Here is a 24,206-nt window from a genome sequence, read left to right as displayed (position 1 = left end):
CGGGCGACGGGGACGACATGGGGAGGCTATCGTGATGACCACGCGTTATGCGTCGGGCGTGTCCGCGGGCGCGCTTGCAGCGGCTCTGCTCGTTTCGGGGAGCGCCTACGCCCAGGAGCGGGCGGCCGAAGTCGAGGAACTGATCGTCACCGCCCAGCGGGTGGAGGAGAACCTGCAGGAGGTGCCCGTCGCGGTCACCGCCTTCAGCGCCGCCGCGCTCGAGCGCTCGAACATCGAGACCCTCGGCGACATCGCCCTCAGGACTCCCGGCTTCAGCATGGGCCAGGTGGACCCGATCCAGCAGAACTTCGCCATCCGCGGCATCGGCTCGGCCCAGGGGATCAGCCAGAACGCGGGCGGCGACCCCTCGGTGGTGGTCTTCGTGGACGGCGTCTACGCCGGCCGCGGCGGCACCCCGGACCTGGACGCCCTCGACCTCGAGCGGGTGGAGGTGCTGCGCGGGCCGCAGGGCACCCTGTTCGGCAAGAACACCGTGGGCGGCCTCGTCCAGTTCGTCACCCGCAAGCCCTCGGCCGACACCTCGCTCCGGATCCAGGGCCAGCTCGGCAACTACGACCGTCGCGCGGTGAACGTGCGCGGCAACGTGGCGTTGGCCGACAACGTCTTCCTGGCCGCCGGCGCCTCGATCAAGACGCGGGACGGCTACGAGTTCAACGAGACCACCGGCAACGACGTCAACGACGAGGACCTGAGGACCGGCCACCTGGCCCTGCGCCTCACGCCGTCCGACGCCCTGGACGTCATCCTCTCGTTCGACGTCACCGACCAGGACCAGAAGGGCAATCCGCGGGACAACATCTGCGACACCACTTTGCGCGGCGGCGTCCACTGCGTGGGCGTCAATCCCGATCCGCGCGTCATGAACGCCTGGACCGACGGGAAAATGCGCCGGCTGGTCAAGACCTACCGCGGCGAGGTGAACTGGGAGACGCCCCTGGGCGTGGTCACCTCCCTGACCGGCCTGCGCGACGTGAAGCTGAACTATGTCACGCCGTTCTTCTCCAATCCGGTCAATCCGCCGAACCAGATCGAATCCACCGAGACCGGCCACGAGAAGAATCAGCAGTTCAGCCAGGAAGTCCGGCTGGCGTTCGGCCTCATGGACGAGCGGCTGCGCGGGCAGGTCGGCTTCTACTACCTGAACGAGGACAACGGCCGCACCCACTGGCTGCTGCAGCAGTTCCCGGCCCCGGCCCAGACCGGTCTCGCGGTCTATCCGCAGACGGTGGACGCCACGAGCACGGCCCTGTTCGGCCAGGCGAGCTTCGACATCCTTCCGACGCTGACGGCCACGGTCGGCGCGCGGATGACCTGGGAGGAGAAGGAGGGCCACTTCATCGGCCGCAAGGTCTCCGGGCCGGGCCTGCCGCCGCCGCTGAGCGCCGACTACGACGTCTCGGCGCAGGAGAAGTGGGACGCGTTCACGCCGAGGTTCGCGCTGGACTGGCAACCCACCGAGGACGTGCTCCTCTATGCCTCGGCGGCGCGGGGCTTCAAGAGCGGCGGTTTCCAGGGGATCGCCGGCAACGGCGCGAGCCAGGCCACGCCCTACGACCCCGAGTTCGCCTGGAGCTACGAGGCGGGCGCCAAGACCCAGTGGCTCGACAACCGGGTGCGGCTGAACCTGTCGGTGTTCCGCACCGACTACGAGGACCTGCAGGTCAGCCAACTCGTGCCGCTGTGCTGCGTGGTGGTCGGCAACGCCGCCACGGCCAAGATCGAGGGCGCCGAGCTGGAGTTCGACATCCGGCCGTTCCGCGGCCTGCAGATCGACGGCAGCTACGCCTGGCTGGACGCCAAGTTCGAGAGCTTCGCCACCGGCGCCACCGGCAACTTCACCGGCAACCGCCTGCCGCGCTCGCCGAAGGACAAGGTGAACCTGGGCGTGCAGTACTCGACGGACCTGTCGGGGTGGGCCGCGCTCGCCCGGGTGGACTACTCCAACCAGTCGAAGATGTACTTCGAGGCCTCGAACATCCCGACCCAGAAGCAGCAGGGCTACATCAACTGGGACGCCAGGGCCTCGCTGACCTCGCCGGACGACCGGTGGGAGGTGGCGGTGTGGGGCAAGAACCTCTCCGACGAGCTGGTGGCGACCTACGTCACCGCCTTCGCGCCCTACCGGCAGGTGCTCGTGCCCTACACCCCGCCGAAGACCTACGGCGTGACGCTCACCTGGAAGATGCAGTAGCCGGAGGCGGCTACTCCGCCGGCTCCGCCTGGCGGGCGTTGCGGGTCGCAAACGTCCGCCAGTCGGCGCTCCTGGGCACCACGCCTTCGAAGGAAGCGACGTCGACCTGGCGCGTCCTGGAGGTGGTCCCGATCGCCGGCTCGCCCTTCTGCACGGCCTTGGCGGCGGCGACCATCTGGCGGCGGAACTGGATGATGGCGACGTCGGACGCGCCCAGGTGGTCGGCCGAACGGTCGGCGATCGGGCCCATGCTCTCCCACATGGCCATGTCCTGGAACGGAATGCCCTCGATGCCGGTGAAGTCGCCGGCCTTCATGGCGGCGCGGTCCTGGCCGTAGGCGTTGGCCGCGTTGCGGCGCTTGGTCCAGTCGGGATTCAGGTCGACGCCGGGCGTGGCTGCGCAGAACCGGCGCCAGGCGTCCTGGTCGATGCCGCCCGTGGGGTGCCAGGCGATCCAGTAGAACATGCAGTTCACGTCATCGACCGGCACCAGCATCTGGGCGAGGTTGTAGCGGTCGTTGGGCGGGATCAGCACGGTGAAGGGCGCGATGAAGATCGTCGTTCGGATGTAGACGTGGGTCTCCGGATCGACGATCGGACGGCGGATCGCCGCGTAGTGGAAGCCGTAGTCGGTGACCTCCGCCTCGAGCCGGGGCGCCTTGTCGTTGGAGGGCCTGAGCCAGGCGGTCTCGGTGGCCGTGGAGCCCGTGACCTCGGCGGTCGGCATGTTCGTCGAATGCAGGCTGGAGGAGTGGGCGGAATCGATCGCGCCCTCCAGCACCTGGGCCCAGTTGCAGGCCGCGTGTATCTTCACGATCGAGATCTTCGTGTCCGGGGTCGGCGCCCAGGCGGGCGTCTCGAACGGGCGGACCGCGTCGGGATCCCCCATCCAGCACCACACGAAGCCGCCGGCCTCATGGGCGGGATAGGCGCGGGCCCGCAGGTTGCGCATCCGGCTATCGGCCGGCTCGGAGCTCATGTCGACGATCTCGCCGTCCACGGCGAACTTCCAGCCGTGGTAGAGGCAGCGCAGGCCGCACTCCTCGTTGCGGCCGTAGACCAGCGAGGCGCCGCGGTGCGGGCAGCGCTCGTCCAGCACGCCGACCCGGCCCTGGCTGTCGCGGAACACCACCAGGTCCACGCCCAGCAGGCGGCTCTTCAGCGGCGCGCCGTCGGCCTCGACCTCCTCGCTCATGCAGGCGGGCAGCCAGTGCTGGCGCATGATCTGGCCCATGGGGGCCTCGCCTTCCACGCGGCAGAGCAGGTCGTTATCGGCAGGTCTCATGGCTTTGTCCGGAGCGCCTGCGAGGGCGCCGTTGATAAGACTTAGATATCGAAGTAATTTACCCCCCAGGGCCCGCGGTGTCCAGCGGCGGCGACAGGAGAGGCATGGCTGACCGCATCCTCCGCTTCGGAGTCATCGGGCTCTCGCGCGGCTTCGTGCTGAGCCGGCCGATGTTCCTGAAGGACGCCCGCGTTCGCCTGGTGGCGGCCGCCGATCCGCGCCCCGAGGCGCGCGCCGCCTTCGAGGCGGAGTTCGGCGGGCGCGCCTATGCGGACGCCGCGCAGCTCTGCGCCGACCCGGAGGTCGAGGTGGTCTACATCGCCTCGCCGCACGAGCTGCACGCGGACCAGGCGGTGGCGGCGGCGCGGGCCGGCAAGCACCTGCTGGTGGAGAAGCCGATGGCGCTGACCCTGGAGGCCTGCCGCGCCATGCGGGCGGCCGCCGAGGCGGCGGGGGTGGCCCTGCTGGTGGGCCCGAGCCACGGGTACGACGGGCCGGTCGTGCGCGCCGCGAACCTGATCGCCGGCGGCCGCTACGGGCGCCTGCGGATGATCACCATGATCACCTACACCGACTTCCTCTACCGGCCCCGGCGGCCGGAGGAGCTGGACACGGCGAAGGGCGGGGGCGTGGTGTTCAGCCAGGCGGCGCACCAGGTGGACGTGGTCCGCCGGCTGGCCGGCGCGCCGGTGGCCAGCGTCCGCGCCCAGGCCGGCGTCTGGGACCCGCAGAGGCCGTCGGAGGGCGCCTACCAGGCCCTCCTGACCTTCGCGAACGGGGCCACGGCCAGCCTCACCTATTCCGGCTACGGCCGCTATGAGACCGACGCGCTGATGGGCTGGATCGGCGAGCTGGGGCAGGCGAGAGCCCCGGCCGACGCCGCCGCAGCCCAGAGCCGGCCGGCGGGGGCCGACGAGGCCGAGCTGAAGCGCCTGCGCGCCTATGGGAGCCGGCCGCTGCCGGAGCCCTCGACGCCCGCGGGCCACGAGCATTTCGGCTTCGTGCTGGCGAGCTGCGAGCGGGCGGACCTGCGCCTCACGCCCACCGCCGTCGAGGTGCATGGCGAGACCCGCGAGACCCTCGACCTGCCGCCGCCGGACGTGCCGCGGCAGGGCGTCATCGACGAAGTCTGGGGTGCGGTGGTCGAGGGGCGGCCGCCCGTCCACGACGGCGCCTGGGGCGAGGCCAATCTCGCCGTCTGCCTGGCCCTGCTAAGGTCCAGCCAAGAGGGACGCGAAGTCCCCGTCACGGAGGAAACGCGATGAGCCGACTCAGCCTGACGCTCGCCTGCTGGGACTACGACCGCACGCGCGCGCTCGCCGACGGCCGGGTGCGGCCCGAGGGGCTCGACCTCAACCTGATCCCGCTGCACGTGGAGGAGACCTTCTTCCGCATGCTGCGCGGCCGCGAGTTCGACGCCGCCGAGATGTCGCTGTCGTCCTATGCGGTGTCGCTGATGCGGGACGACCCGGCGTTCGTCGCCATCCCCGTCTTCCCGTCGCGGTTCTTCCGTCATTCCTGCGTCTTCGTCTCGGCGAAGAGCGGGATCCGCGAGCCCAAGGACCTCGTGGGCAAGCGGGTCGGAGTGCCGGAATACCAGATGACGGCGCCGGTCTGGATCCGCGGGATCCTGTCCGACGAGTACGGCGTCGATCCGGCCGGCGTCAGCTACTTCACCGGCGGCGAGGAGGAGCCCGGCCGTGACGAGAAGCTGAAGCTCGACCTGCCGGCGCAGTTCAGCGTCACGCCGATCCCGGCCGGCAGGACGCTGTCGCAGATGCTGGCGGAGGGGGAGATCGACGCCCTGCACACGGCGCGCACGCCCTCGACCTTCTACTCGCGCCCCGAGGAGGTGAAGCGCCTGTTCCCCGACTTCGTGGAGGTGGAGAAGGCCTATTTCCGGCGCACCGGCATCTTCCCGATCATGCACGTCATCGCGCTGCGCCGGGACGTCTACGAGGCCAACCGCTGGATCGCCCAGTCGCTGTTCAAGGCCTTCGTCGAGGCCCAGGCCATCGCCTATGAGAACCTGCGCGTCACCTCGGCAATGATCTCGATGCTGCCCTGGCAGGTGGCGGCGGTGGAGGAGGCGGTGGCCGAGCTGGGGCCCGACTGGTGGCCCTACGGCTTCCAGAAGAACCGCGCCGTCCTCGACACCTTCCTGCGCTACCACCACGAGCAGGGGCTCTCGAAACGCCGCCTGCAGCCCGAGGAGCTGTTCGCCCCCGAGACCTTCGAAGCCTTCAAGATCTGAGGAGGAAACCGCGTGGACCTTTCCCCCGACGAGAGCCTGGGCTTCCAGGTGCGGCGCTGCCACCGGGCCTTCGACCGGCTGCTGAACGGCTACCTCGGGCCGCAGGGGCTGAGTTCCGGGTTCTGGTACTTCCTGCGCGCGCTCTGGCAGGAGAACGGCGCGACCCAGAAGCGACTGTCGCAGCTGAACAACGTCACCGAGCCCACCACGGTCACGACGCTGAACGCCATGGCCCGCAGCGGCCTGGTGCGGCGGGAGCGCGACGCGGCCGACGGACGGAAGCTCAACGTCTTCCTGACCCCCCGGGCGGAGGCGCTCCGCGATGAGCTGATGCCCGTGGCCTACCGCATAAACGAGATCGCGGGCGCGGGCGTCAGTCCCGAGGACCTCGCCACCACCCTGCGGGTCCTGCGCCGGATGAGCGAGAACCTGACCCGTGAAGCCGCGGCCGTCGCCGCCCAGGAGACCAGCTGATGATCACGCTCTACGGCGGCCCGACGCCCAACGGCCGGAAGGTCGCCATCATGCTCGAGGAACTGGGGCTGCCCTTCGACTACCGCTGGGTGGACATCATGGCCGGCGACCAGCTCAAGCCGGAATTCCTGGCCCTGAACCCGAACAACAAGATGCCGGTGATCGTCGACCCCGACGGTCCGGACGGCGAGCTGGTGCTGTGGGAGTCCGGGGCGATCCTCTGGTACCTCGGCGAGAAGCACGGCCGGCTGATCCCGCAGGACCCACGGGGCCGGGCGATCTGCCATCAGTGGCTGATGTTCCAGATGTCCGGCGTGGGGCCGATGTTCGGCCAGAACGCCCACTTCGCCTTCTATGCGAAGGACAAGCACCCCTACTCCATCGAGCGCTACGGCAACGAGGTGAAGCGCCTGCTGCGCGTGCTGGACGGCCGCCTCGCCGAGAGCCGCTACCTTGCCGGCGACGCGTACAGCGTGGCCGACATCGCGACCTATCCCTACACCCTGCGCCAGGCCGAGGCGCGGCGCGCCGAACTGCCCAACCTCGCCCGCTGGTCCGACGAGCTGGGCGCGCGGCCGGCGGTCCAGCGGGGAATGGACGTCGGCCGGCAGGACGTGCGCAAGGAGACCATCGAGGGGGGCCTCGCCGGCCTCACAGACGAGCACCGCTCCATCCTGTTCGGGGACCGTCAGTACGCAGCCGGCTAGGGCGCGGGACATTCCGCCGACCTGCGATCCGCGATAAGGAGAAGACCGTCCCGCGGGGCGCGGCTAGGGTGGCCGCCACGCTGTCCGTTCGAGTTCTCCATGGCCCTAGTCAAGACGTCCAAGATCGGCGCGGCCGCGCCGCCACCCAAGCCTGAGGCGCCGGCTGCGAAGGCGCCGCGCGCGCCGCGCCGGGGCGCGAGCCCGGACAAGCTCTCGGAGCGTGTCGCCGCCGCCACCGAGGAGCTTGCCGCCGGCCTGGCGGAAGCCTCCGCCGCCGCCGAGGAACTGCGCCGCGCCATGGAGCAGATCGCCGCCGGCGCCGAGGAAGCGGCCGGCGGATCCCAGGAGCAGGTCGCCGCCATCGGCGAGGCGGTCGAAAATCTCGCCGCCGCTCGCGCCCAGGCTGACGCCTCGCGGCGGCGCACCGAGGCGCTGCAGGTGTTGATCGCCGAGGGCGCGGTCCAGATCACGGGCTCGGTTCGGGCGATCGAGCGCAATGCGGAACGCCAGGGCGCCTCGCTGGCCGTCATCGCCGAACTGGAGCGCCGCGCCCAGGACATCGCCGAGATCACCCGGACCGTCAGCCGGATCTCCGACCAGACCAACCTCCTGGCGTTGAACGCCGCGATCGAGGCGGCGCGGGCGGGCGACCACGGCCGCGGGTTCGCCGTGGTGGCCGAGGAGGTCCGCGCGCTCGCCGAGACGTCGGAGAAGAGCGCCCAGGACGTGCAGGGCCTGGCGGACGCCATCCAGGCGGACGTGCAGGGCGTGGTGACCGCCGTCCAGACCGCCGCGACCACCGCGGCCGAGCAGGCGAAGGCGGGCGGCGCGGTGGTGGAGTCCCTCAACGCGGTGCGCGCCGACCTCGCCCGCATGGCCGAAGGAAGCCAGGACACGCTCACCGCCGCCCTCGAGGCCGAGCGCGCCGCCACCGAGGCCCAGCGGGGCGCGGAGCAGGTGGCCACCGCCGCCGAGGAGCAGTCCGCCGGAGCGGCTGAGGCGCAGACCGCCATCCAGCAGCAGGCCCAGTCCCTGGAGCAGGGCCAGATCGCCGCCCAGCAGCTGGCGGCGCTGGCCGAAGGCCTCCGCGCGGGGCGGACCGACGCCGCGGCGGCCGAGCAGATCGCCGCCACGTCCGAGCAGCTCTCCGCGACCGTGCAGGAACTCTCCAGCGCCGCGACCCAGATCATGGCCGCGGTCGACCAGATCAGCCGCGGCTCCCAGCAGCAGGCCGCCGCCACCCAGCAGACCTCCGCCGCCCTGGCGCAGATCGAGAGCGGTGCGCGCAAGGCGCAGGACAACGCCCGCGTCGCCACCGAGCGCGTGCAGGCGGCCGATGCGGCGCTCGCCCAGGGGGCCGAGGCCGTGAGCGGCCTGGTGGCCGGTGTCGAGGCGAACCTCGCCGGCGCCCGGGGGAGCCTGGACACCATCGTCCGGCTGGAGACGGTGGGCCGCCGCATCGGCGCGATCGTCGACGAGATCAACCTGCTTACCGTCCAGACCAGCATGCTGGCCGTGAGTGGCTCGGTGGAGGCGGCGCGGGCCGGGGAGTCCGGCCGCGGCTTCGCGGTCGTGTCGAGCGACATCCGCACGCTGGCCCGCGACGCGGCCGCCAGCGTGGGCCGGGTCAAGGAGACCGTCACCGGCGTCCTCGACCACATCGCGGCCCTGCGGCGCGACCTGGAGCAGGCGATCGCCGCCGCGGAGGTCGAGGTGCAGAACAACCGCGGCGTGCTGGATTCGCTGGAGACCCTGCGCGGCGACGTGGCGGCCCTGGGCGACGCCTACGGGACCATCCTGTCGGGGTCCGACGCCATCCTCGGCGCCGCCGTGCAGACCGCGTCGGGCGCGCGCCAGATCGCCGCCGCGGCGGAGGAGGCCAGCGCCGCGGCCCGGCAGGCGGCTACGGCCGCGACGCAGCAGGCCCGCAGCGCCGAGGACCTCGCCGCGGCGATCGAGGAGATCGCTTCCCTCGCGGACGAACTGAAGCAGCAGAATGGCTGATCCCGGCGCCGCGGCGGCGGCCGGGTCCGGCGCGCTCCGTTTCCTGACCTTCCGGATGGGGGAGCGCCTCTACGCCCTGCCCGCCGACGAGGTGGCCGAGGTGATCCGCATCCCCGCCGTGGCGCGCCTGCCGCAGGCGCCGAAGGGCCTGATGGGCCTGGCCAACCTGCGCGGCGCGGTGCTGCCGGTGGCCAGCCTGCGCGGGCTGCTGGGCGAGGGGACGGAGAGCGGCGCGGCCTGCCGGGCGGTGGTGCTGGACGGCGCCTCGCCCATCGCCGTGGCGGTGGATTCCGTCGAGGCTCTTGTCAGTGTGGAGCCGGGACGGGTTGAGACCGCGCCGGCCCAGATCGCTGCCGAGCCCGGCGAACGGCTGCGCGGGGCCTTCCGGGCCGAAGGCCAAGGGCGCGTGGCCAAGGTGCTGGACCTGGCGGGCCTGCTGGAGGCTGCCTTCGCCCAGACCGGGCGGGCCGAGCGCCGGGCCGGGACCGCGGCGGCGGCCCGCCTCGCGCCCGAGGTCGCGGAGGTTGCGGCGGCGGCCGAGAAGCTGGTGACCTTCGACGTCGCCGGCCAGGAGTTCGCGCTGCCGCTCGAGACGGTTCAGGAGGTGATCACGGCCCCCACGACCGTGGCCGCCGTGCCGAAAGCGGAGGCGGTGGTGCTGGGCGTCGCCGCCTATCGCGAGACGCTCCTGCCGCTGCTGTCGCTGCGCAGCCTGCTGGGCTTTGCGCCGGCGGCGGGTACGGACGGGCGCGAGAAGGTGCTGGTGACCGCGGTGGGCGGCGTGATGGTGGGCCTGGTGGCCGACCGGATGCGGGCCATCGTGCCGGTCGACCCCGCCTGCGTGGAGCCGACGCCGCCGATCCTGGCCGCCCGCACCGGCGGCGAGAGCCGCATCAGGGCCATCTACCGCGCCGAGGGCGGACGGCGGCTCATCTCCATCCTCGGCCCCGACCAGCTTTTCCGGGAGGACGTCATGCAGCGACTGGGAACGGACGCGCGCACGGTCCAGGCGCCGGCGACCGACGAGGCGGCGGCGGGGCGCCAGCTCCAGGTCCTGGTCTTCAGGCTGGGCGACGACGAGTTCGGCCTGCCGATCGAGGTCGTGGACGAGGTGGCGCGGGTCCCGGAGAAGATCACCCGCGTGCCGAAGACCCCGAAGTTCCTGGAAGGGGTGGTCAACCTGCGAGGCGAGGTGCTGCCGGTGGTCGACCAGCGCCGCCGGTTCGACATGCCGCCGCTGGACGCCGCCGAGGGCCGCCGGCTGGTGGTGGTGCGCACGGAGCGCCACCGCGCCGGCCTGATCGTCGACAGCGTGTCCGAGGTGCTGCGCACGGCCGAGGACGCCATCGAGCCGGCGCCGCACCTGGCCGGCGAGGTCACCCGGCTCGTGCACGGCGTCGTCAACCTGGAGGGGGCAGGGCGGATGATCCTGCTCCTCGATCCCGCCGAGCTGCTCACCCGCGCCGAGCGTGGACTCCTCGACGCCTTCCAAGCGGACGCGCAGGCCGCCCCGTGATCCGCCTCCTGGTGGTGGACGACTCCGCCCTGGTGCGGAAGCTGCTCGCGCGGGTGTTCGAAGCCGAGGCCGACTTCGAGGTGGAGGTCGCGCGCGACGGCCTCGAGGCGTTGGAGCGGCTCAAGACCTTCGCGCCCGACGTCGTCACCCTCGACGTGCACATGCCGACGATGGACGGGCTCACCTGCCTCGACCGGATCATGATCGAGCGCCCTTGTCCCGTGGTGATGGTCTCGTCCCTGACCGCCGAGGGGGCGGAGGCGACCCTGGAGGCCCTGCGCCTGGGCGCGGTGGACTTCGTCGCCAAGCCCGCGGGCGCCGTCTCCCTGCGGCTCGACGAATTCGCACCGGAGGTGGTGGCCAAGGTGCGGGCCGCGGCCGGCGCCCGGCTGCCCGCCAGCCTGCGCCTGCGCGACCGCGTGCGTCACCGGATCGGCGGGCCGCCGCCGCCACGCCGTGTCCGCGCGGCCCCGCCGCAGCCCGTGACGGCGACGCGGCGGGCGTCGGGCGGGGGACCGGGGCTCGTGGTGGTGGGCACGTCCACCGGAGGGCCCCCGGCGCTCGAGGCCCTGTTGACGCCGCTTCCGGCCGAGTTTCCATGGCCGATCGTCATCGCCCAGCACATGCCGCGCAGTTTCACCGGACCGCTGGCGCGGCGCCTGGACAGCCTCTGTGCGTTGTCGGTTCAGGAGGTCGTCGAGCCGACGGTGCTGCGGCCCGGGACCGCCTACATCGGCCGGGGCGACGCCGACGTGATCGTCACCCGGCGCGCCGGCGAACTGGTGGCCATGGCGGCGCCCGGACTGCCCGGCTACCCGTGGCGTCCCAGCGCCGACCGTCTGGTGCGGACGGCCATGGAGCAGGTAGCGGCGGAGCGGCTGGTGGGGGTGCTGATGACCGGGATGGGCGACGACGGAGCCGCAGCCATGGCGCTGCTGCGCAGCGCGGGCGGGCGTACGATCGCCGAGGCGGAGGAGACCGCGGTGGTGTGGGGCATGCCGGGCGAGCTGGTGAAGGCGGGCGGCGCCGAGTTCGTCGAGCCGCTGCCGAGGATCGCCGGCCGGCTGCACGGGCTCGCGCCATGCCCCTGATCCGCAAGGACGCCGCGCCGAAGACGGACGTCAGGCCCGATCCCGCCGCCGCGGCCGGCCGCCTCGCGGGCGGCACGGCCGACGAGCGCTGGGCGGCGGCGCGAGAGCTGGGCGGCCGGCCAGGCGGGGAGGAGGTCCTGGGCGCGGCGCTCGCCACAGAGGCCGATCCGCGCGTGCGGGAGGCCATCTTCACCACTCTCGCCCGGGTCGGGACCGCGAAGGCGGCGGCTGTCGTCCTGCCGCACCTGCGCACCGACGACGCCAACCTGCGCACCGGGGCCCTCGACGCCTTGAGAGCCATGCCGCAGTCCGCGGCGGCGCATGTGCCGGCGCTGCTGACCGACGCCGACGTGGACGTGCGCGTGCTGGCCTGCGAACTCGTGCGCCACCTGCCGTCCGGCGAGGCCACGCGCCTGCTGGGCGATCTCCTGTCGCGGGAGCCGGACGTGAACGTCTGCGCCTCGGCGGTGGACGTGCTGGCCGAGTGCGGCGGGCCCGAGGCGCTGCCGGCGCTGCAGGCCTGCGCCGCGCGCTTCGCCGACGAGGCCTTCCTGCGCTTCGCGATCCAGGTGGCGACCGAGCGGATCGGCGGCCCGGCGCGTGCCTGAGCCGGACCCCGTCACCGAAGAGGAGTTCCGCCGGCTCTGCGACTTCCTCTACCGCCGCACCGGCATGGTCTTCACCGAGGCCAAGCGCTACTACGTGCAGCGCCGGGTGACCGAGCGCATGGCGGCCACGGGCGCGACGACCTTCGCCAGCTATTTCGCCCGCCTGCGCAGCGACGTGCGCGGCGAGGTCGAGCAGTTCATCAACGCCTTCACGGTCAACGAGACCTACTTCTACCGGGAGGACCACCAGCTCCGCTGCCTGACCTCAGACCTGTTGCCCGAACGGGTGCGGTCCAAGCGTCGCGGGGACCCTGTGCGGATCTGGTCCGTGCCCTGCTCCACCGGTGAGGAGCCCTATTCGATCGCCATCTGGCTGCTGGAGAACTGGCCGGAAGTGGACGCCTGGGACATCGAGATCGTCGGCTCCGACATCGACACGCGCGCGTTGCAGGCGGCCGAGGCCGGCGAGTTCGGCAAGCGGGCGCTGATGCGGCTGCCGCCAGAGATCGTCGCCCGCTACTTCGAGGCGGTGGGGGAGGACCGGTGGCGGATCATCGAAGACCTGCGGGGCTCGGTGAGGTTCACGGCGGCGAACCTGGTCGATCCGGAGGAGACGCGGCCGCACGGCCGGTTCGATGTCATCTTCTGCCGGAACGTGCTGATCTACTTCGATGAAACCTCCCGAAGGATCGCGGCGGAGAACCTCTTCGAGAATCTGCTGCCGGGCGGCTTCATCTGTCTCGGCCATACGGAGTCCATGAGTCGCATCTCGCCTCTGTTCGAGGTCAGCCGCTATGCTGACGCCATCGTCTACCGCCGGCCGAAGGAGGAGGGGGCGCATGGCTGACGCCGCCAAGACCCGGATCCTGGTGATCGACGACGCGAGCCTGGTCCGAATGTACTACCGCGACGCGCTCGAGCGCGCGGGCTACGAGGTGGACGAGGCGCTGAATGGCCTCGAGGCGCTGGAGCGGCTGCTGGTCAGCCCGGCGGACCTGCTGATCGTCGACGTGAACATGCCGCAGATGGACGGCATCAGCTTCCTGAAGGTGCTTCGCCGCCAGGCGCTGCCCACGGCCGGGATTCCGGCGGTGGTGGTGAGCACCGAGGCGAAGGCGCAGGACATGGCGGCTGCGCGCGCCGCCGGGGCCAACTTCTACCTCGTGAAGCCGCTGACGCCCGAGGCGCTTGTCGAGCACGTGGCCCTGATGTGCGGCCCGCCGGCATGAACGAGTTCCTCGAGCAGTTCCTGGTGGAGTGCCGCGAACTCGTGGAGCAGGCCACGGACGACCTGCTGGCCCTGGAAGAGAACCCGCGCGAGGCGGATCGGCTGGACGGCGCGTTCCGCGGCTTCCACACCCTGAAGGGCGCGGCCGGCATCGTCGATTTCAACGCCATGGCGCGGGCGCTGCACGCGGCCGAGGACGTGCTGTCGGCGGCGCGGGCCGGCGAGACGGCCGTCACGCCCGCGCTGATCGGCGACTGCCTGACAGCGCTCGACCAGGTGGCGCAGTGGCTGGACGCGATCCAGGCCAGCGGGGAGCTGCCCGCGGACGCCGACGCGGCCGCCGAGGCGGTGGCCCGCCGCTTCGCGCGGCCGGCCGCTGCGGCCCTGTCGAGGCCGGAGCCGGCGGAGGACTGGCTGGCGCCGTTGCTCGACCGCCACAGCGACGTCGCGGCGGGGGCGCGCACGGCGCTGCGCTACGCGCCGGACCGGGAGAGCTTCTTCCGCGGGGTCGATCCCCTCGCCGTCCTTGAGCGCCTGCCCGGAATCCTGGCGCTGGAGGCCGCGCCGGCCGAGCCCTGGCCGCCGCTGGCGCAACTCGACCCGTTCGCCTGCCGCCTGGTGTTCCTGGTCCTTCTCGAAGTCGAGCCGGAGGCTGCGGACCGGACGCTTGCGTCCGTCGCCGGCGAGATCGAGCTCCGTGCCTTAACCCCGCAAGGCGAGCTTTCGCCGACCGCCGAGGCGCTGCTCGCGGCGCAGGCGGCCATGCTGGGCGAGGCGGCGGGCGAAGGCCTGTCGGGGCGGCTCGCCTCGGCCGGCCGCGTCGCGGCGAACGTGCTGCGCCGCGAGGGGCGGCCGGAAGACGCCGAGGCCGTCGAGCAGGCGTTCGGGCGCGCACTGGACACCATGGACGCCCGGCCGCTGATCGAGACGCTGGACGGCGCGCTCCGGGGCGAGCTTCCGGCAGCGGAGCCCGAGGCGCTGGCGGTCCGCACCGCGCCCGAGGCGGCCGCCCGGGCCCTCCGCGTGGACGTGGAGCGGGTGGACGCCCTGGTGAATCTCACCGGTGAGCTGACCGTGGCGAAGAATGCGCTGGCGCACGCCGCCGCCATGGCGCAGGCCGGCGGCGACGCGGCGGCCCTCGCCGAGACCCTGAAGGCGCAGCACGCCCAGCTAGACCGGCTGGTCGGCGAACTCCAGCGGGCCGTGCTGAACATCCGCGTCCTGCCGCTGCGCCAGGTCTTCCAGCGGTTCCCCCGGCTGGTGCGGGAGATGGTGGTGGGGCTCGGCAAGCCCGCGCGCCTGGTCACCGAGGGCGACGCCACAGAGGCCGACAAGGCGGTCGTCGAGGCGCTGTTCGAACCCCTGCTCCACGTGCTCCGCAACGCGCTGGACCATGGCGTCGAGCCGGCCGAGGAGCGCGCCGCGGCCGGCAAGCCGCCCAGCGCCACCATCGTGCTGCGCGCGCACCGGGACGGCGACCAGGTGGTGGTCGAGGTGGAGGACGACGGGCGCGGGATCGACGTCGGCCGGGTGCGCGAGGTCGCCGCCCGGCGCGGCGTGGCCGATCCCGAGGCCCTGGCCGCGCTGAGCGACGAGGAGGCGGTCAACCTTGTCTTCGCGCCGGGCTTCTCGACCGCGGCCGAGGTCACCAGCCTGTCGGGACGCGGCGTCGGCATGGACGCCGTGCGCACCGCGGTCGAGCGGCTGGGCGGCCGGGTGCGGATCGCGAGTCGCGCGGGCGAGGGGACGACGGTGCGCTTCATGCTGCCGTTCACGGTGATGATGAGCCGCGTGATGACGGTGGAGGCCGGCGGCCAGGTGTTCGGCATCCCCCTCGAGGCGGTGATCGAGACCGTGCGCGTGCCGCGCGGCCGCATCGTCCCGGTGGGCGCGGCCCAGGCGTTCGTGCTGCGCGACCGGACCGCGCCGCTGATCGACCTCGGCGAGGTGCTGGGCCAGCCCGGCGCCGCGTCGGGCGACGAGGCGAACGTGGTCGTGGCCACGGCCGCCGGCCAGATCGTGGGTTTGCGTGTCGATCGGCTGGGGGAGCGGATGGACGTGATGCTGAAGCCCATCGGCGGGCTGCTCTCCGGCGCGCCGGGCGTGGCCGGCGCGACCCTGCTGGGGGACGGCCGCGTGCTCCTCGTGCTCGACGTGGCGGAGCTGCTGCAATGACGGTGCGCGTCACCGGGTCCGGCGAGGTGGCGCTGGTCGGCGTCTGCCCGGGCGAGGACGCCGAAACCCTGCTGCAGGCGCTGCTGGAGCATCCGGAGGCGACCGTGGACATGAGGGGATGCGACGGCGCCCACGCGGCGGTCGTCCAGGTGCTGCTGGCGGCGCAGGCGCCTGTGCTTGGCCCGCCGGCCGGCGCCTTCCTGCGGCAATGGGTGGAGCCGCTGCTGAACGCGCGCTAAGAAGGAGCTGCGCCGCTGTGGCGTCCGCAGCAGATTGGTTTCGCGCCGGCCCTGAGGTCCGGAGCCGGGGATTTCAATGGCTTACAAGGTTCTGATCGTAGACGACAGCAAGCTGGCGCGGATGGCTGTCGCCAAGACGCTCAACAGTCTGCGGCCCGAGTGGGAGCGGGTAGAGGCCACCAACGCGGAGGAGGCCCTGGCGCTGGCCCGGCAGTCGTCGTTCGATATCGCGCTGCTGGACTTCAACATGCCCGGCCGTGACGGCCTCAGCCTGGCCGCCGACCTGCTCGGCATCAAGGCGGGGATGCCGGTCGCGGTGATCTCGGCCAACCTGCAGCACGAGATCGTCACCCGCGCCCGGGAGATCGGCGCACATTTCCTGCCGAAGCCGCTGACCGAAGACGCCATGCGGGCGTTTATCTCCGAGGCCGAACAGCGGATGACGGGCCCGAGCCAGTGACCCTCGACGAGACGACCACCCTTTCCGAGCTCGAGCTCGACGCCCTGACCGAGCTGGTGAACATCGGCGTCAGCCGCGCGGCCACCAGCCTGCGCGAACTGGTGGGCGAACAGGTCCTGCTGTCGGTGCCGAACGTGCGCCTGGTGAGCCGCGCCGACGCAGTAGCGATCCTGGGCGAGCGTGAGGCCAGCCGGCTGGTGGCCGTTCATCAGGTGTTCGAGGGCGACATCACCGGCCGTGCGCTGCTGATCTTCCCCGAGAAGAACAGCCTGGAGCTGGTCCGCGCCGTCACCGGCGGAGACCTGCCGCTGGACGACATCATCGAGCTCGAGCAGGAGGCCCTGGCCGAGACGGGCAACATCATCCTCAACGGCTGCCTGGCGACCATCGCCAACATGCTGCGCCGCAGCCTGAAGATCTCCCTGCCGGAAATCCTGCGGGGCGAGGGGGCGGATCTCTTCGAGCTGCAGCCGCCGCCGACCGCCGGCGACGTGGTGATGTTCCTCTACATCAACTTCGCGGTCCGGGAGCGCGACATCCGTGGCTACATCGCCATGCTGATGGACATGCCCTCGCTCGCGGCCCTGCAGGTGCTCCTCGCTGAGTTCATCGAGCGCGCCGCCGGCGACATGGCAGTGCCTCATGCTCCTGGCTGACCGAGACCTCACCGCCGAGGTCCTCGACGCGCTCGACAGCGGTCTGATCGTTCTTGACGCCGAACGCCGGGTGATCGCCTGGAACGCCTGGATGACCTGGGCGAGCGGGCTGAGCGCCGACGAAGCGCGGCACCGCCCGCTGCAGGAGCTGTTCCCGCACCAACGCCTGGGGCGGCTAGGGGCGGCGATCGACGAGGCGCTGGAGGTCGGCGCCTCCGGCCTGCTGACCCATACCCTGCACCCGAGCCTCCTGCCGCTGAAGACGCGGGCGGGACGCGCCCTGATCCACGACGTGGCGGTGCGCCCGGTGGGCGAGAAGCCGTTCAAGCGCTGCGTCGTGCAGATCGCCGACGTCACGACCGCCGCCGAGCGCGAGCGCGTGCTGCGCCAGCGCCAGAACGCCCGCTACGACGCGGTCGTCGAGAGCGCGCCAGATCCGATCCTGACCTTCGATTCCGAAGGCCTCATCCAGCTCGCCAACCCGGCCGCCGCCCAGGAGTTCGGCTATTCCCGCGACGAGCTGGTGGGGCAGCCGCTGGCCGGGTTCCTGCAGAACCCGGACGCGTGGGAGGCCGCCTGGCCCGCCGTGCTCGCGGGGCGGCCGGTGGCCTGGCCGCTGGAGCTGGTGGTGCGCCGCCGCGACGGCTCGGCGAGCTATGTGGACGCCTCGGCGTCCCGCTGGCTGAGCGATGCGCGCGTCTATGTCACCGCCATCCTCCGCGACGTGAACCAGCGCCGGGCGGCCGAGAGCCAGCTCCGGCAGCTGAACGAGACGCTGGAGGAGCGGGTCCGGGAACGGACGGCGGAACTGGAGCGCGCCCACGAACAGCTCCGCCAGTCCCAGAAGATGGAGGCCATCGGCCAGCTCACGGGCGGCGTCGCGCACGACTTCAACAACCTGCTGACGCCGATCCTCGGCGGGCTCGACGTGGTGAAGCGGCGTGGCATGACCGACGCCCGGGCCCTGCGCCTGATCGAGGGCGCGCTGCAGTCGGCCGAGCGGGCGCGGATCCTGGTGCAGCGGCTGCTGGCCTTCGCGCGGCGCCAGCCGCTGCAGGCCACCGCGGTGGACGTGACCAGCCTGGTGCAGGACATGACCGACCTGCTGGCCAGCACCCTGGGGCCGCGGGTGCGGGTGGTCGTGGACGTCCCCGACGGCCTGCCGCCGGCGCTTGCCGACCGCAACCAGCTGGAGATGGCGCTGCTGAACCTGGCGGTGAACGCGCGCGACGCCATGGAAGACGGCGGCACGCTCACGGTCAGCGCCCGGGCCGCGGAGGCCGGGCCGAGAGGGCGGCTGCGGCCGGGCCGCTATGTTCGCCTGGCGGTTTCCGACACCGGCTCGGGCATGAGCCCCGAGACGCTGAGCCGGGCCGTGGAGCCGTTCTTCTCCACCAAGGGGGTCGGCAAGGGCACCGGCCTGGGCCTGTCGATGATCCACGGCCTGGCCGCCCAGCTCGGCGGGACCCTGGAGCTCTCCAGCACGCCGGGCGTGGGCACGACGGTGGAGATGTGGCTCCCGGTCGCCCGCACCGAAGCGTCCGACACGCCCACGCCCGCCGCCGAGGAGGTCGCGCCCGGAGCCGGCGTCGTGCTGCTGGTCGACGACGAGGACCTGATCCGCACCTCCACGGCGCACATGCTGGCCGACCTGGGCTACGCCGTGGTGGAAGCCAGCTCCGCGCGCGCGGCGCTGCGGCTGCTGGACGACGCGCACATCGACCTGATCATCACCGACCACCTTATGCCGGGGATGACCGGCACCGAGCTGGCGCGCCAGGCGCAGGCCCAGCGGCCGAGCCTGCCGGTGCTGATCATCTCAGGCTATGCGGACCTGGAGGATGTCGCGCCGGACCTGCCGCGGCTCACCAAACCCTTCCTCGAGGCCGAACTCGCGACGGCGCTCGCGACTCTGGCGCGCAGCGGCCAAGCGGAAGGTTGATTTTTGACATAGGGCGACAGCATATCCGGGAAACCGCGGTAGTCGGGGGCGGGACCGCCGACGATCTGGAGCCAAGCGATCGGTGAGCGACCTCCGCTCCGCCCAACTGAACGAACTCGAGACAGACGCCCTGGCCGAACTGGTCAACCTGGGTGTTAGCCGGGCTGCGCTGGCGCTGCGCGAGATGGCCGACGAGGAGGTCGTCCTTACCGTGCCCGCGATCTCCACGGTCAGCCCGGAGCAGGCCGGCGAGATGATCGGCGGCGCGCGCATCGGGCAGCTGGTGGCGGTGGAGCAGTCGTTCGAGGGCGACGTCTCGGGGCGCGCCCTGCTGATCTTCCCGGAGAGCAACAGCCTGGAACTGGTGCGCGCCGTGACCGGCACGGAGGCCACGGCCGACCAGCTGATCGACGTGGCGCCGGAAGCGCTCTGCGAGACCGGCAACATCCTGCTGCAGGCCTGCCTGGGCACCATGGCCAACATGCTGCACCGGACGCTCGGCGTGTCGGTGCCGCACCTTGTCCGGGGCCGGGCCGCCGACCTGTTCCCGCGCGCGCCGAAGAGCGTGGTGCTGTTCATCTACATCAACTTCTCGCTGCGTGGCCGCAGGGTTCGCGGCTATATCGCCCTGCTGCTGGACCTGCCCTCGATGAGGACGCTCAAGGAGCTGATCGACGAGTTCATCCGGCGCGAGACCGAGTAGCCGGACAGTGCGCTCCGGCGGCCGTCATGGCCGCCACCGCCTCGCCCACGACCACCAGGGCGGGCCCGTCTCCGAGGGGCGGGGCCGACCTGGAGAGGCTGAGCAACGAGCCCTCGAACACCGCGCGCGCCGCGGGGGCGCCGACGTTCTCCAGGATGGCGACCGGCGTCCGCGGCGAGCGGCCGGCCGCGATCAGCGCGGACGCAACCCCCGGGGCGGTGTCCCGGCCCATGTAGACGGCCAGCGTGGCCTCCGGGTCGGCCGCGGCGGCCCACTCGGCCGGCACGGCGCCAGCTTCGAGGCGGGCGGTGGTGAAGACCACGCGGCGGGCCTGGCCGCGGTGGGTGAGGGGGAAGCCGAACTGGGCGGCGGCTGCGCAGGCGGCGGTGACGCCGGGCACGACTTCGGTGGAGAGCCCATGGGCGTGGAGGAAGGCGGTCTCCTCGCCGACCCGGCCGAAGATCGACGGGTCGCCGCCCTTCAGCCGCACGACCTTCAGCCCGCGCCGGGCGAGGCGCAGCATCAGGCGGTTGATGGTCTCCTGCTTCAGGCTCGTGCGCCCGGCGCGCTTGCCGGTCTGGATCTTCAGGCAGGCGGCGGGGGCGAGCGCCAGAACCTCCTCGGAGACGAGCGCATCGTAGAGCAGGGCCTCGGCGCCCTCGATGGCGCGGAGCGCCCGGACAGTCAGCAGGTCGGCCGGTCCGGGGCCCGCGCCCACCAGGCGGACGGGGTGAAGCTCACGCGGCATGGCGGACCTCCCTGGCGGGCAGCAGCCGGGCGATCTCGGGACGACAGGCGCCGCAGGCGGCCCCTGCGGCGGTGGCCTCGGCGACGGCGTCCAGGGTGACGGCCCCGGCGGCGATTGCGGCGGCGATCCGGCCCGCGCGCACGCCCCGGCAGGCGCAGACCACCGGGCCGGTCTCGACCGGCCGGCCGGGGGCGCGGCCGATCAGCAGGGCAGAGCGCGCCGCTGCATCGAGGCCCTCGGCGGCGAACAGCTCCGCCAGCCAGTCGCGCGGCGGCAGCCGGCCGGCGGTGGTGAAGAACAGGACGCGGTCGAGCCGTCCGTCGGGGCCGATCCACGCCTCGCGCAGACCGCCCGCGGCCGGATCCTCGAAGCACAGAGTGTCGAGGCCCGCGCCGCGCGCCAGGGCCTTGCGCAGCCGCTGGCGTTCGGCCTCGTCGCCGCGGCCTGCGAATTCGTGCAGCTGGCAGGCGCCCTGAGGAATGCGGCGCCAGACCAGGTCGAGGCCCGCCGGCGCGCGCCAGGCCCGTCGGGCCAGGAAGAAGCCCCGCCAGGTTTCCCGATAGGGGCGGACGAGGGCCGGGGTGTGCTTGAATTCCGGCTGGCCCGAGCGGGGGTCGAGCCCGGCGGCGATGAGGGGGTTGGCCCGTCCGTGCGGCGCGAACGCCTCGGTCCAGTGCATCGGCATGAAGATCGAGCCGGGTCGCTGCCGCTCACTGAGGCGGGCGAGCGCCACGGCCTCACCATAGGCGGTCCGCACGCGGGTCAGCGCCCCATCGACGACGCCCACCGGTCCGGCGTCGGCGGGGTGGATCTCGACATAGGGCTCGGGCGCGTGGCGGCAGAGGTCGGGCGCCAGGCCCGTGCGGGTGAGGGTGTGCCAGTGGTCGCGGACGCGGCCGGTGTTGAGCGCCAGCGGGAAGGCGCCGTCCACGGCGTCGGCCGGACCCTGCACCGGGGCCGGGATCATCCGGGCCCGCCCGTCCGGCGTCTGGAAGCGGCCGTCGGTGAACAGCCGGGCGGTCCCGCCGGCCGCGGTCACCGGCCACTGGACGGGCTCCAGGACGTCATAGGCTTCCGGCGTCAGGGTCGCGAGCGGGCCGAGGTTCAGGACGCGGTCGTGGTTTTCGTAGGCGGAGAGGCGGGCCCACTCGCGGAACACCTGGGCGGGCGAGCGCCATGAGAAGGCGTCGGCGAAACCCATGGCGACGGCGACGTCGGCGACAATCCGCCAGTCGGCGCGGGCCTCGCCGGGGGGATCGAAGAGGCGCCGCTGGCGGCTGATGCGCCGTTCGGAGTTGGTGACCGTGCCGTCCTTCTCGCCCCAGGCCAGCGCCGGCAGCTTCACGTGGGCGAAAGCCGCGGTGTCGGTCTCCGCCACGCAGTCCGACACCACGACGAAGGGACAGGCGGCGAGGGCGGCGCGGACGCGCGAGGCCTGCGGCAGGCTGACGGCCGGATTGGTGGCCATGATCCAGACGGCCTTGATGCGGCCGTCCGCGACCGCTTCGAACATCTCGACGGCCTTCAGGCCCGGCGCGGCGGCGACGCGCGGCGCGCCCCAGAAGCGGCCGACGCGGGCCCTGGACCCGTCGTCGAAATCCATGTGGGCGGCGAGCGTGGTGGCCATGCCGCCGGTCTCGCGCCCGCCCATGGCGTTCGGCTGGCCGGTGATCGAGAACGGGCAGGCGCCCGGCTTGCCGATGCGGCCGGTGGCGAGGTGGGCGTTGAGGATGGCCGAACCCTTGGCGACGCCCTGGGCCGACTGGTTGGCGCCCATGGAGAACAGGCTGACCGTGCGCGGCGTGCGGGCGAACCAGGCGAAGAACCGCTCCAGGTCGGCGAGCGGCACGCCGCAGTCGGCAGCCACGGCGGCGGGCGACTGGTCGGACAGCGCGAGTTCGGCCTCCACCTCGGCGAAGCCCGCCACGTGAGCGGCGACGTAGGCGCGGTCGACGGCCCCGCGGCGGACGAGGTCGGCGAGCAGGCCGTTCCACAGGCGCACGTCGGTCTGCGGCGCGATGGCCAGGTGCAGGTCGGCGCCCTCGGCCGTGTCGGTGCGGCGGGGATCGATCACCACGTGCCGCTGCCCTCGCGCGCGGGCGGCCTCCAGGCGGCGGAACAGCACCGGGTGGGTCCAGGCGGCGTTGTGGCCGGAGAGGACCACGAGGTCGGCGAGGTCCAGGTCCTCGTAGCAGCCGGGGACGAGGTCGGCGCCGAAGGCGAGCTTCTGAGCGACCACCGCCGAGGCCATGCAGAGCCGGCTGTTGGTGTCGATGTTCCCTGAGCCGATGAACCCCTTCATCAGCTTGTTGGCCGCATAGTAGTCCTCGGTGAGCAGCTGGCCGGAGACGTAGAAGGCCACCGAGTCCGGCCCGTGCCGGGCGATCGTCTCGCGGAAGCGGCGGGCGACAAGGCCGGTGGCCTCGGCCCAGGACGCCCGTCGCTCACCGATCATCGGGTGCAGAAGCCGCTCCTCCAGCCCGACCGTCGCGCCGAGCGCCGAACCCTTGGAGCAGAGCCGGCCCTGGTTCGCCGGGTGGGCGGGGTCGCCCGCGACGGAGAGGTCGCGGCCGCTCGCCCGGGCGGAGATCCCGCAGCCGACCCCGCAGTAGGGACATGCCGTGCGCACCATCTCGGCCATCGGCGTCAGGCGCGCCCCAGGAGCAGGCGGCCGTCGCGCACCTCCAGCGGGACCACGTGGGCGCAGCCCTGGCCACGGTCGGCCCCCATCAGCTCGCCGCTGGCCAGGTCGATGGCCCGGCCGTGCAGCGGGCAGGTGACGGCGTGGCCGTGGACGATGCCCTGGCTGAGCGGCCCGCCCTTGTGCGGACAGCGGTCGCGGAGCGCGAAGACCCGGCCGTCGCCGGTCCGGAAGACGGCGATGTCGCCGTCGGGGGAGGGGACCCGGCGGGCGCCGCGCAGGGGGATGTCGGTGGCCGCGCCGACGTCGGTCCAGGTCAGCGGGTCCTTCACGAGCGCGTTCATGCGGGGGCGAACTCCATGCGGCGGGAAAGCGGGGTGAATTCCTCGGTGTCGCGGCCTGCGACGCGCTCGGCCCAGGGGTCGATGCGGGAGAAGCGCTGCGAATAGGCGAAGCGGTCGTAGAGGGCGCGGCGGCGCCCGGGATCGGCGACCTCGGCGCGGATGGCGTCGAGGCCGACGCGATCCATCCACTTGTAGATCCGCTCCAGGTACCAGGCCTGCTCCCGGTAGAGCTGGGCGACGGCGCAGATCGTCCAGACCGCCTCGTCCTCGCTCGCGACCCTGGTCAGCAGCTCCGTGCCCCTGATGTGCAGCCCGGCCGCTCCGCCCACGTGGATCTCGTAGCCGCTGTCGACGCAGACGACCCCGATGTCCTTGCAGGTCGCCTCGGCGCAGTTGCGCGGGCAGCCTGAGACGCCGAGCTTCACCTTGGCCGGAGTCCAGGAGCCCCACATGAACTTCTCCAGCCGGACGCCCAGGCCGGTGGAGTCCTGGGTCCCGAACCGGCACCAGTCGGAGCCTACGCAGGTCTTCACCGTGCGCAGACCCTTGGCGTAGGCGTGGCCCGAGACCATGCCGGCGGCGTTGAGGTCGGCCCAGACGGCGGGCAGGTCGTCCTTGCGGACGCCCAGCAGGTCGATCCGCTGGCCGCCGGTGACCTTGACCGAGGGGATGGCGAACTTGTCCACGACGTCGGCGATGGCGCGCAACTCGGCCGCCGAGGTCATGCCGCCCCACATCCGCGGCACGACCGAATAGGTCCCGTCCTTCTGGATGTTGGCGTGGGCCCGCTCGTTGATGAAGCGCGACTGCTTGTCGTCGCGATAGTCGCCGGGCCAGGCGCAGAGCAGATAGTAGTTGAGGGCGGGGCGGCAGCTCGCGCAGCCGTCGGGGGTGGACCACTCCAGCGCCTGCATGACCG

21 protein-coding genes and 1 pseudogene are annotated in these 24,206 nt (G+C 72.6%); 17 read left to right on the top strand and 5 right to left on the bottom strand.

All coding sequences use genetic code 11. The features are described from left to right. The first annotated feature begins 34 nt into the window (after positions 1-34). Positions 35-2,212 carry a TonB-dependent receptor gene (locus V7Z97_RS07530; protein ID WP_334162504.1) on the top strand — a complete coding sequence of 726 codons (2,178 nt, stop codon included), beginning with the start codon at positions 35-37 and terminating at the stop codon, positions 2,210-2,212. 10 nt (positions 2,213-2,222) lie between these two features. Here the strand turns inward: V7Z97_RS07530 and V7Z97_RS07525 are convergent, their stop codons facing one another. Continuing rightward, positions 2,223-3,497 carry a Rieske 2Fe-2S domain-containing protein gene (locus V7Z97_RS07525; protein ID WP_334162503.1) on the bottom strand — a complete coding sequence of 425 codons (1,275 nt, stop codon included), beginning with the start codon at positions 3,495-3,497 and terminating at the stop codon, positions 2,223-2,225. Positions 3,498-3,601: 104 nt separating this feature from the next. Here V7Z97_RS07525 and V7Z97_RS07520 point away from each other — a divergent pair, with 104 nt between their 5' ends. The 16 genes from V7Z97_RS07520 to V7Z97_RS07445 all read left to right on the top strand — a co-directional run bounded on the left by V7Z97_RS07520 (position 3,602) and on the right by V7Z97_RS07445 (position 19,554). After that, positions 3,602-4,762 carry a Gfo/Idh/MocA family protein gene (locus V7Z97_RS07520; protein WP_334162502.1) on the top strand — a complete coding sequence of 387 codons (1,161 nt, stop codon included), beginning with the start codon at positions 3,602-3,604 and terminating at the stop codon, positions 4,760-4,762. After that, on the top strand, positions 4,759-5,751 hold the full coding sequence (locus tag V7Z97_RS07515; protein ID WP_334162501.1) for an ABC transporter substrate-binding protein: 993 nt from the start codon (positions 4,759-4,761) through the stop codon (positions 5,749-5,751). The genes V7Z97_RS07520 and V7Z97_RS07515 overlap by 4 nt, the downstream gene beginning before the upstream one ends. Positions 5,752-5,763: 12 nt before the next feature. Then, entirely contained in the window at positions 5,764-6,225 is a 462-nt protein-coding gene (locus tag V7Z97_RS07510; RefSeq protein WP_334162500.1) for a MarR family winged helix-turn-helix transcriptional regulator, read from the top strand. Continuing rightward, positions 6,225-6,932, top strand: a complete 708-nt coding sequence (locus V7Z97_RS07505; RefSeq protein WP_334162499.1) for a glutathione S-transferase family protein — start codon at positions 6,225-6,227, stop codon at positions 6,930-6,932. The genes V7Z97_RS07510 and V7Z97_RS07505 overlap by 1 nt, the downstream gene beginning before the upstream one ends. A gap of 99 nt (positions 6,933-7,031) precedes the next feature. Beyond that, the gene (locus V7Z97_RS07500; RefSeq protein WP_334162498.1) at positions 7,032-8,936 is read left to right on the top strand and encodes a methyl-accepting chemotaxis protein; all 1,905 of its coding nucleotides are present in this window, start codon (positions 7,032-7,034) and stop codon (positions 8,934-8,936) included. Further along, positions 8,929-10,452: a chemotaxis protein CheW gene (locus V7Z97_RS07495; protein WP_334162497.1), complete on the top strand. Its 1,524-nt coding sequence runs from the start codon at positions 8,929-8,931 to the stop codon at positions 10,450-10,452. The genes V7Z97_RS07500 and V7Z97_RS07495 overlap by 8 nt, the downstream gene beginning before the upstream one ends. Then, a complete protein-coding gene (cheB, locus tag V7Z97_RS07490; protein ID WP_334162496.1) occupies positions 10,449-11,543 on the top strand; it encodes a chemotaxis-specific protein-glutamate methyltransferase CheB in 1,095 nt (364 codons plus the stop codon). Before V7Z97_RS07495 ends, cheB begins: the two co-directional genes overlap by 4 nt. Continuing rightward, positions 11,534-12,151: a HEAT repeat domain-containing protein gene (locus V7Z97_RS07485; RefSeq protein WP_334162495.1), complete on the top strand. Its 618-nt coding sequence runs from the start codon at positions 11,534-11,536 to the stop codon at positions 12,149-12,151. The genes cheB and V7Z97_RS07485 overlap by 10 nt, the downstream gene beginning before the upstream one ends. Continuing rightward, positions 12,144-12,998 (top strand): CheR family methyltransferase, encoded by an 855-nt coding sequence (locus tag V7Z97_RS07480; RefSeq protein ID WP_334162494.1) that lies wholly within the window; start codon positions 12,144-12,146, stop codon positions 12,996-12,998. Before V7Z97_RS07485 ends, V7Z97_RS07480 begins: the two co-directional genes overlap by 8 nt. After that, the gene (locus V7Z97_RS07475) at positions 12,991-13,380 is read left to right on the top strand and encodes a response regulator (protein WP_334162493.1); all 390 of its coding nucleotides are present in this window, start codon (positions 12,991-12,993) and stop codon (positions 13,378-13,380) included. The genes V7Z97_RS07480 and V7Z97_RS07475 overlap by 8 nt, the downstream gene beginning before the upstream one ends. Further along, entirely contained in the window at positions 13,377-15,554 is a 2,178-nt protein-coding gene (locus V7Z97_RS07470) for a chemotaxis protein CheA (RefSeq protein ID WP_334162492.1), read from the top strand. The genes V7Z97_RS07475 and V7Z97_RS07470 overlap by 4 nt, the downstream gene beginning before the upstream one ends. After that, on the top strand, positions 15,551-15,793 hold the full coding sequence (locus tag V7Z97_RS07465) for a hypothetical protein (protein ID WP_334162491.1): 243 nt from the start codon (positions 15,551-15,553) through the stop codon (positions 15,791-15,793). The genes V7Z97_RS07470 and V7Z97_RS07465 overlap by 4 nt, the downstream gene beginning before the upstream one ends. A gap of 76 nt (positions 15,794-15,869) precedes the next feature. Then, entirely contained in the window at positions 15,870-16,253 is a 384-nt protein-coding gene (locus V7Z97_RS07460) for a response regulator transcription factor (protein ID WP_334162490.1), read from the top strand. After that, entirely contained in the window at positions 16,250-16,909 is a 660-nt protein-coding gene (locus V7Z97_RS07455) for a chemotaxis protein CheX (protein ID WP_334162489.1), read from the top strand. The genes V7Z97_RS07460 and V7Z97_RS07455 overlap by 4 nt, the downstream gene beginning before the upstream one ends. After that, the gene (locus tag V7Z97_RS07450; RefSeq protein WP_334162488.1) at positions 16,896-18,851 is read left to right on the top strand and encodes a hybrid sensor histidine kinase/response regulator; all 1,956 of its coding nucleotides are present in this window, start codon (positions 16,896-16,898) and stop codon (positions 18,849-18,851) included. The genes V7Z97_RS07455 and V7Z97_RS07450 overlap by 14 nt, the downstream gene beginning before the upstream one ends. Before the next feature lie 82 nt (positions 18,852-18,933). Further along, positions 18,934-19,554, top strand: a complete 621-nt coding sequence (locus V7Z97_RS07445) for a chemotaxis protein CheX (protein WP_334162487.1) — start codon at positions 18,934-18,936, stop codon at positions 19,552-19,554. On the opposite strand, the gene cobA is transcribed toward V7Z97_RS07445, so the two are convergent. The 4 genes and pseudogenes from cobA to V7Z97_RS07425 form a co-directional block, all read right to left on the bottom strand. Beyond that, entirely contained in the window at positions 19,532-20,302 is a 771-nt protein-coding gene (gene cobA, locus V7Z97_RS07440) for a uroporphyrinogen-III C-methyltransferase (protein WP_334162486.1), read from the bottom strand. The two genes, V7Z97_RS07445 and cobA, sit on opposite strands and share 23 nt — an antisense overlap. After that, on the bottom strand, positions 20,292-22,943 hold the full coding sequence (locus V7Z97_RS07435) for a molybdopterin oxidoreductase family protein (RefSeq protein ID WP_334162485.1): 2,652 nt from the start codon (positions 22,941-22,943) through the stop codon (positions 20,292-20,294). The genes cobA and V7Z97_RS07435 overlap by 11 nt, the downstream gene beginning before the upstream one ends. Positions 22,944-22,948: 5 nt before the next feature. Continuing rightward, entirely contained in the window at positions 22,949-23,287 is a 339-nt protein-coding gene (gene nirD / locus V7Z97_RS07430) for a nitrite reductase small subunit NirD (RefSeq protein WP_334162484.1), read from the bottom strand. Beyond that, positions 23,284-24,206 (bottom strand): annotated as a pseudogene (locus tag V7Z97_RS07425) (nitrite reductase large subunit); the annotation flags it as partial. The pseudogene V7Z97_RS07425 and the gene nirD, both read right to left, overlap by 4 nt.

It is taken from the genome of Phenylobacterium sp., assembly GCF_036821595.1.
Lineage (GTDB): Bacteria > Pseudomonadota > Alphaproteobacteria > Caulobacterales > Caulobacteraceae > Phenylobacterium.
This window is presented reverse-complemented; position numbering and strand designations above follow the sequence as displayed.

Bases quoted from the DNA above. Each gene is read 5' to 3' on its own strand.
- V7Z97_RS07530 (WP_334162504.1), top strand. From the start codon at position 35: ATGACCACGCGTTATGCGTCGGGCGTGTCCGCGGGCGCGCTTGCAGCG.
- V7Z97_RS07525 (WP_334162503.1), bottom strand. From the start codon at position 3,497: ATGAGACCTGCCGATAACGACCTGCTCTGCCGCGTGGAAGGCGAGGCC.
- V7Z97_RS07520 (WP_334162502.1), top strand. From the start codon at position 3,602: ATGGCTGACCGCATCCTCCGCTTCGGAGTCATCGGGCTCTCGCGCGGC.
- V7Z97_RS07515 (WP_334162501.1), top strand. From the start codon at position 4,759: ATGAGCCGACTCAGCCTGACGCTCGCCTGCTGGGACTACGACCGCACG.
- V7Z97_RS07505 (WP_334162499.1), top strand. From the start codon at position 6,225: ATGATCACGCTCTACGGCGGCCCGACGCCCAACGGCCGGAAGGTCGCC.
- V7Z97_RS07500 (WP_334162498.1), top strand. From the start codon at position 7,032: ATGGCCCTAGTCAAGACGTCCAAGATCGGCGCGGCCGCGCCGCCACCC.
- V7Z97_RS07495 (WP_334162497.1), top strand. From the start codon at position 8,929: ATGGCTGATCCCGGCGCCGCGGCGGCGGCCGGGTCCGGCGCGCTCCGT.
- V7Z97_RS07485 (WP_334162495.1), top strand. From the start codon at position 11,534: ATGCCCCTGATCCGCAAGGACGCCGCGCCGAAGACGGACGTCAGGCCC.
- V7Z97_RS07475 (WP_334162493.1), top strand. From the start codon at position 12,991: ATGGCTGACGCCGCCAAGACCCGGATCCTGGTGATCGACGACGCGAGC.
- V7Z97_RS07470 (WP_334162492.1), top strand. From the start codon at position 13,377: ATGAACGAGTTCCTCGAGCAGTTCCTGGTGGAGTGCCGCGAACTCGTG.
- V7Z97_RS07465 (WP_334162491.1), top strand. From the start codon at position 15,551: ATGACGGTGCGCGTCACCGGGTCCGGCGAGGTGGCGCTGGTCGGCGTC.
- V7Z97_RS07460 (WP_334162490.1), top strand. From the start codon at position 15,870: ATGGCTTACAAGGTTCTGATCGTAGACGACAGCAAGCTGGCGCGGATG.
- V7Z97_RS07450 (WP_334162488.1), top strand. From the start codon at position 16,896: ATGCTCCTGGCTGACCGAGACCTCACCGCCGAGGTCCTCGACGCGCTC.
- cobA (WP_334162486.1), bottom strand. From the start codon at position 20,302: ATGCCGCGTGAGCTTCACCCCGTCCGCCTGGTGGGCGCGGGCCCCGGA.
- V7Z97_RS07435 (WP_334162485.1), bottom strand. From the start codon at position 22,943: ATGGCCGAGATGGTGCGCACGGCATGTCCCTACTGCGGGGTCGGCTGC.
- nirD (WP_334162484.1), bottom strand. From the start codon at position 23,287: ATGAACGCGCTCGTGAAGGACCCGCTGACCTGGACCGACGTCGGCGCG.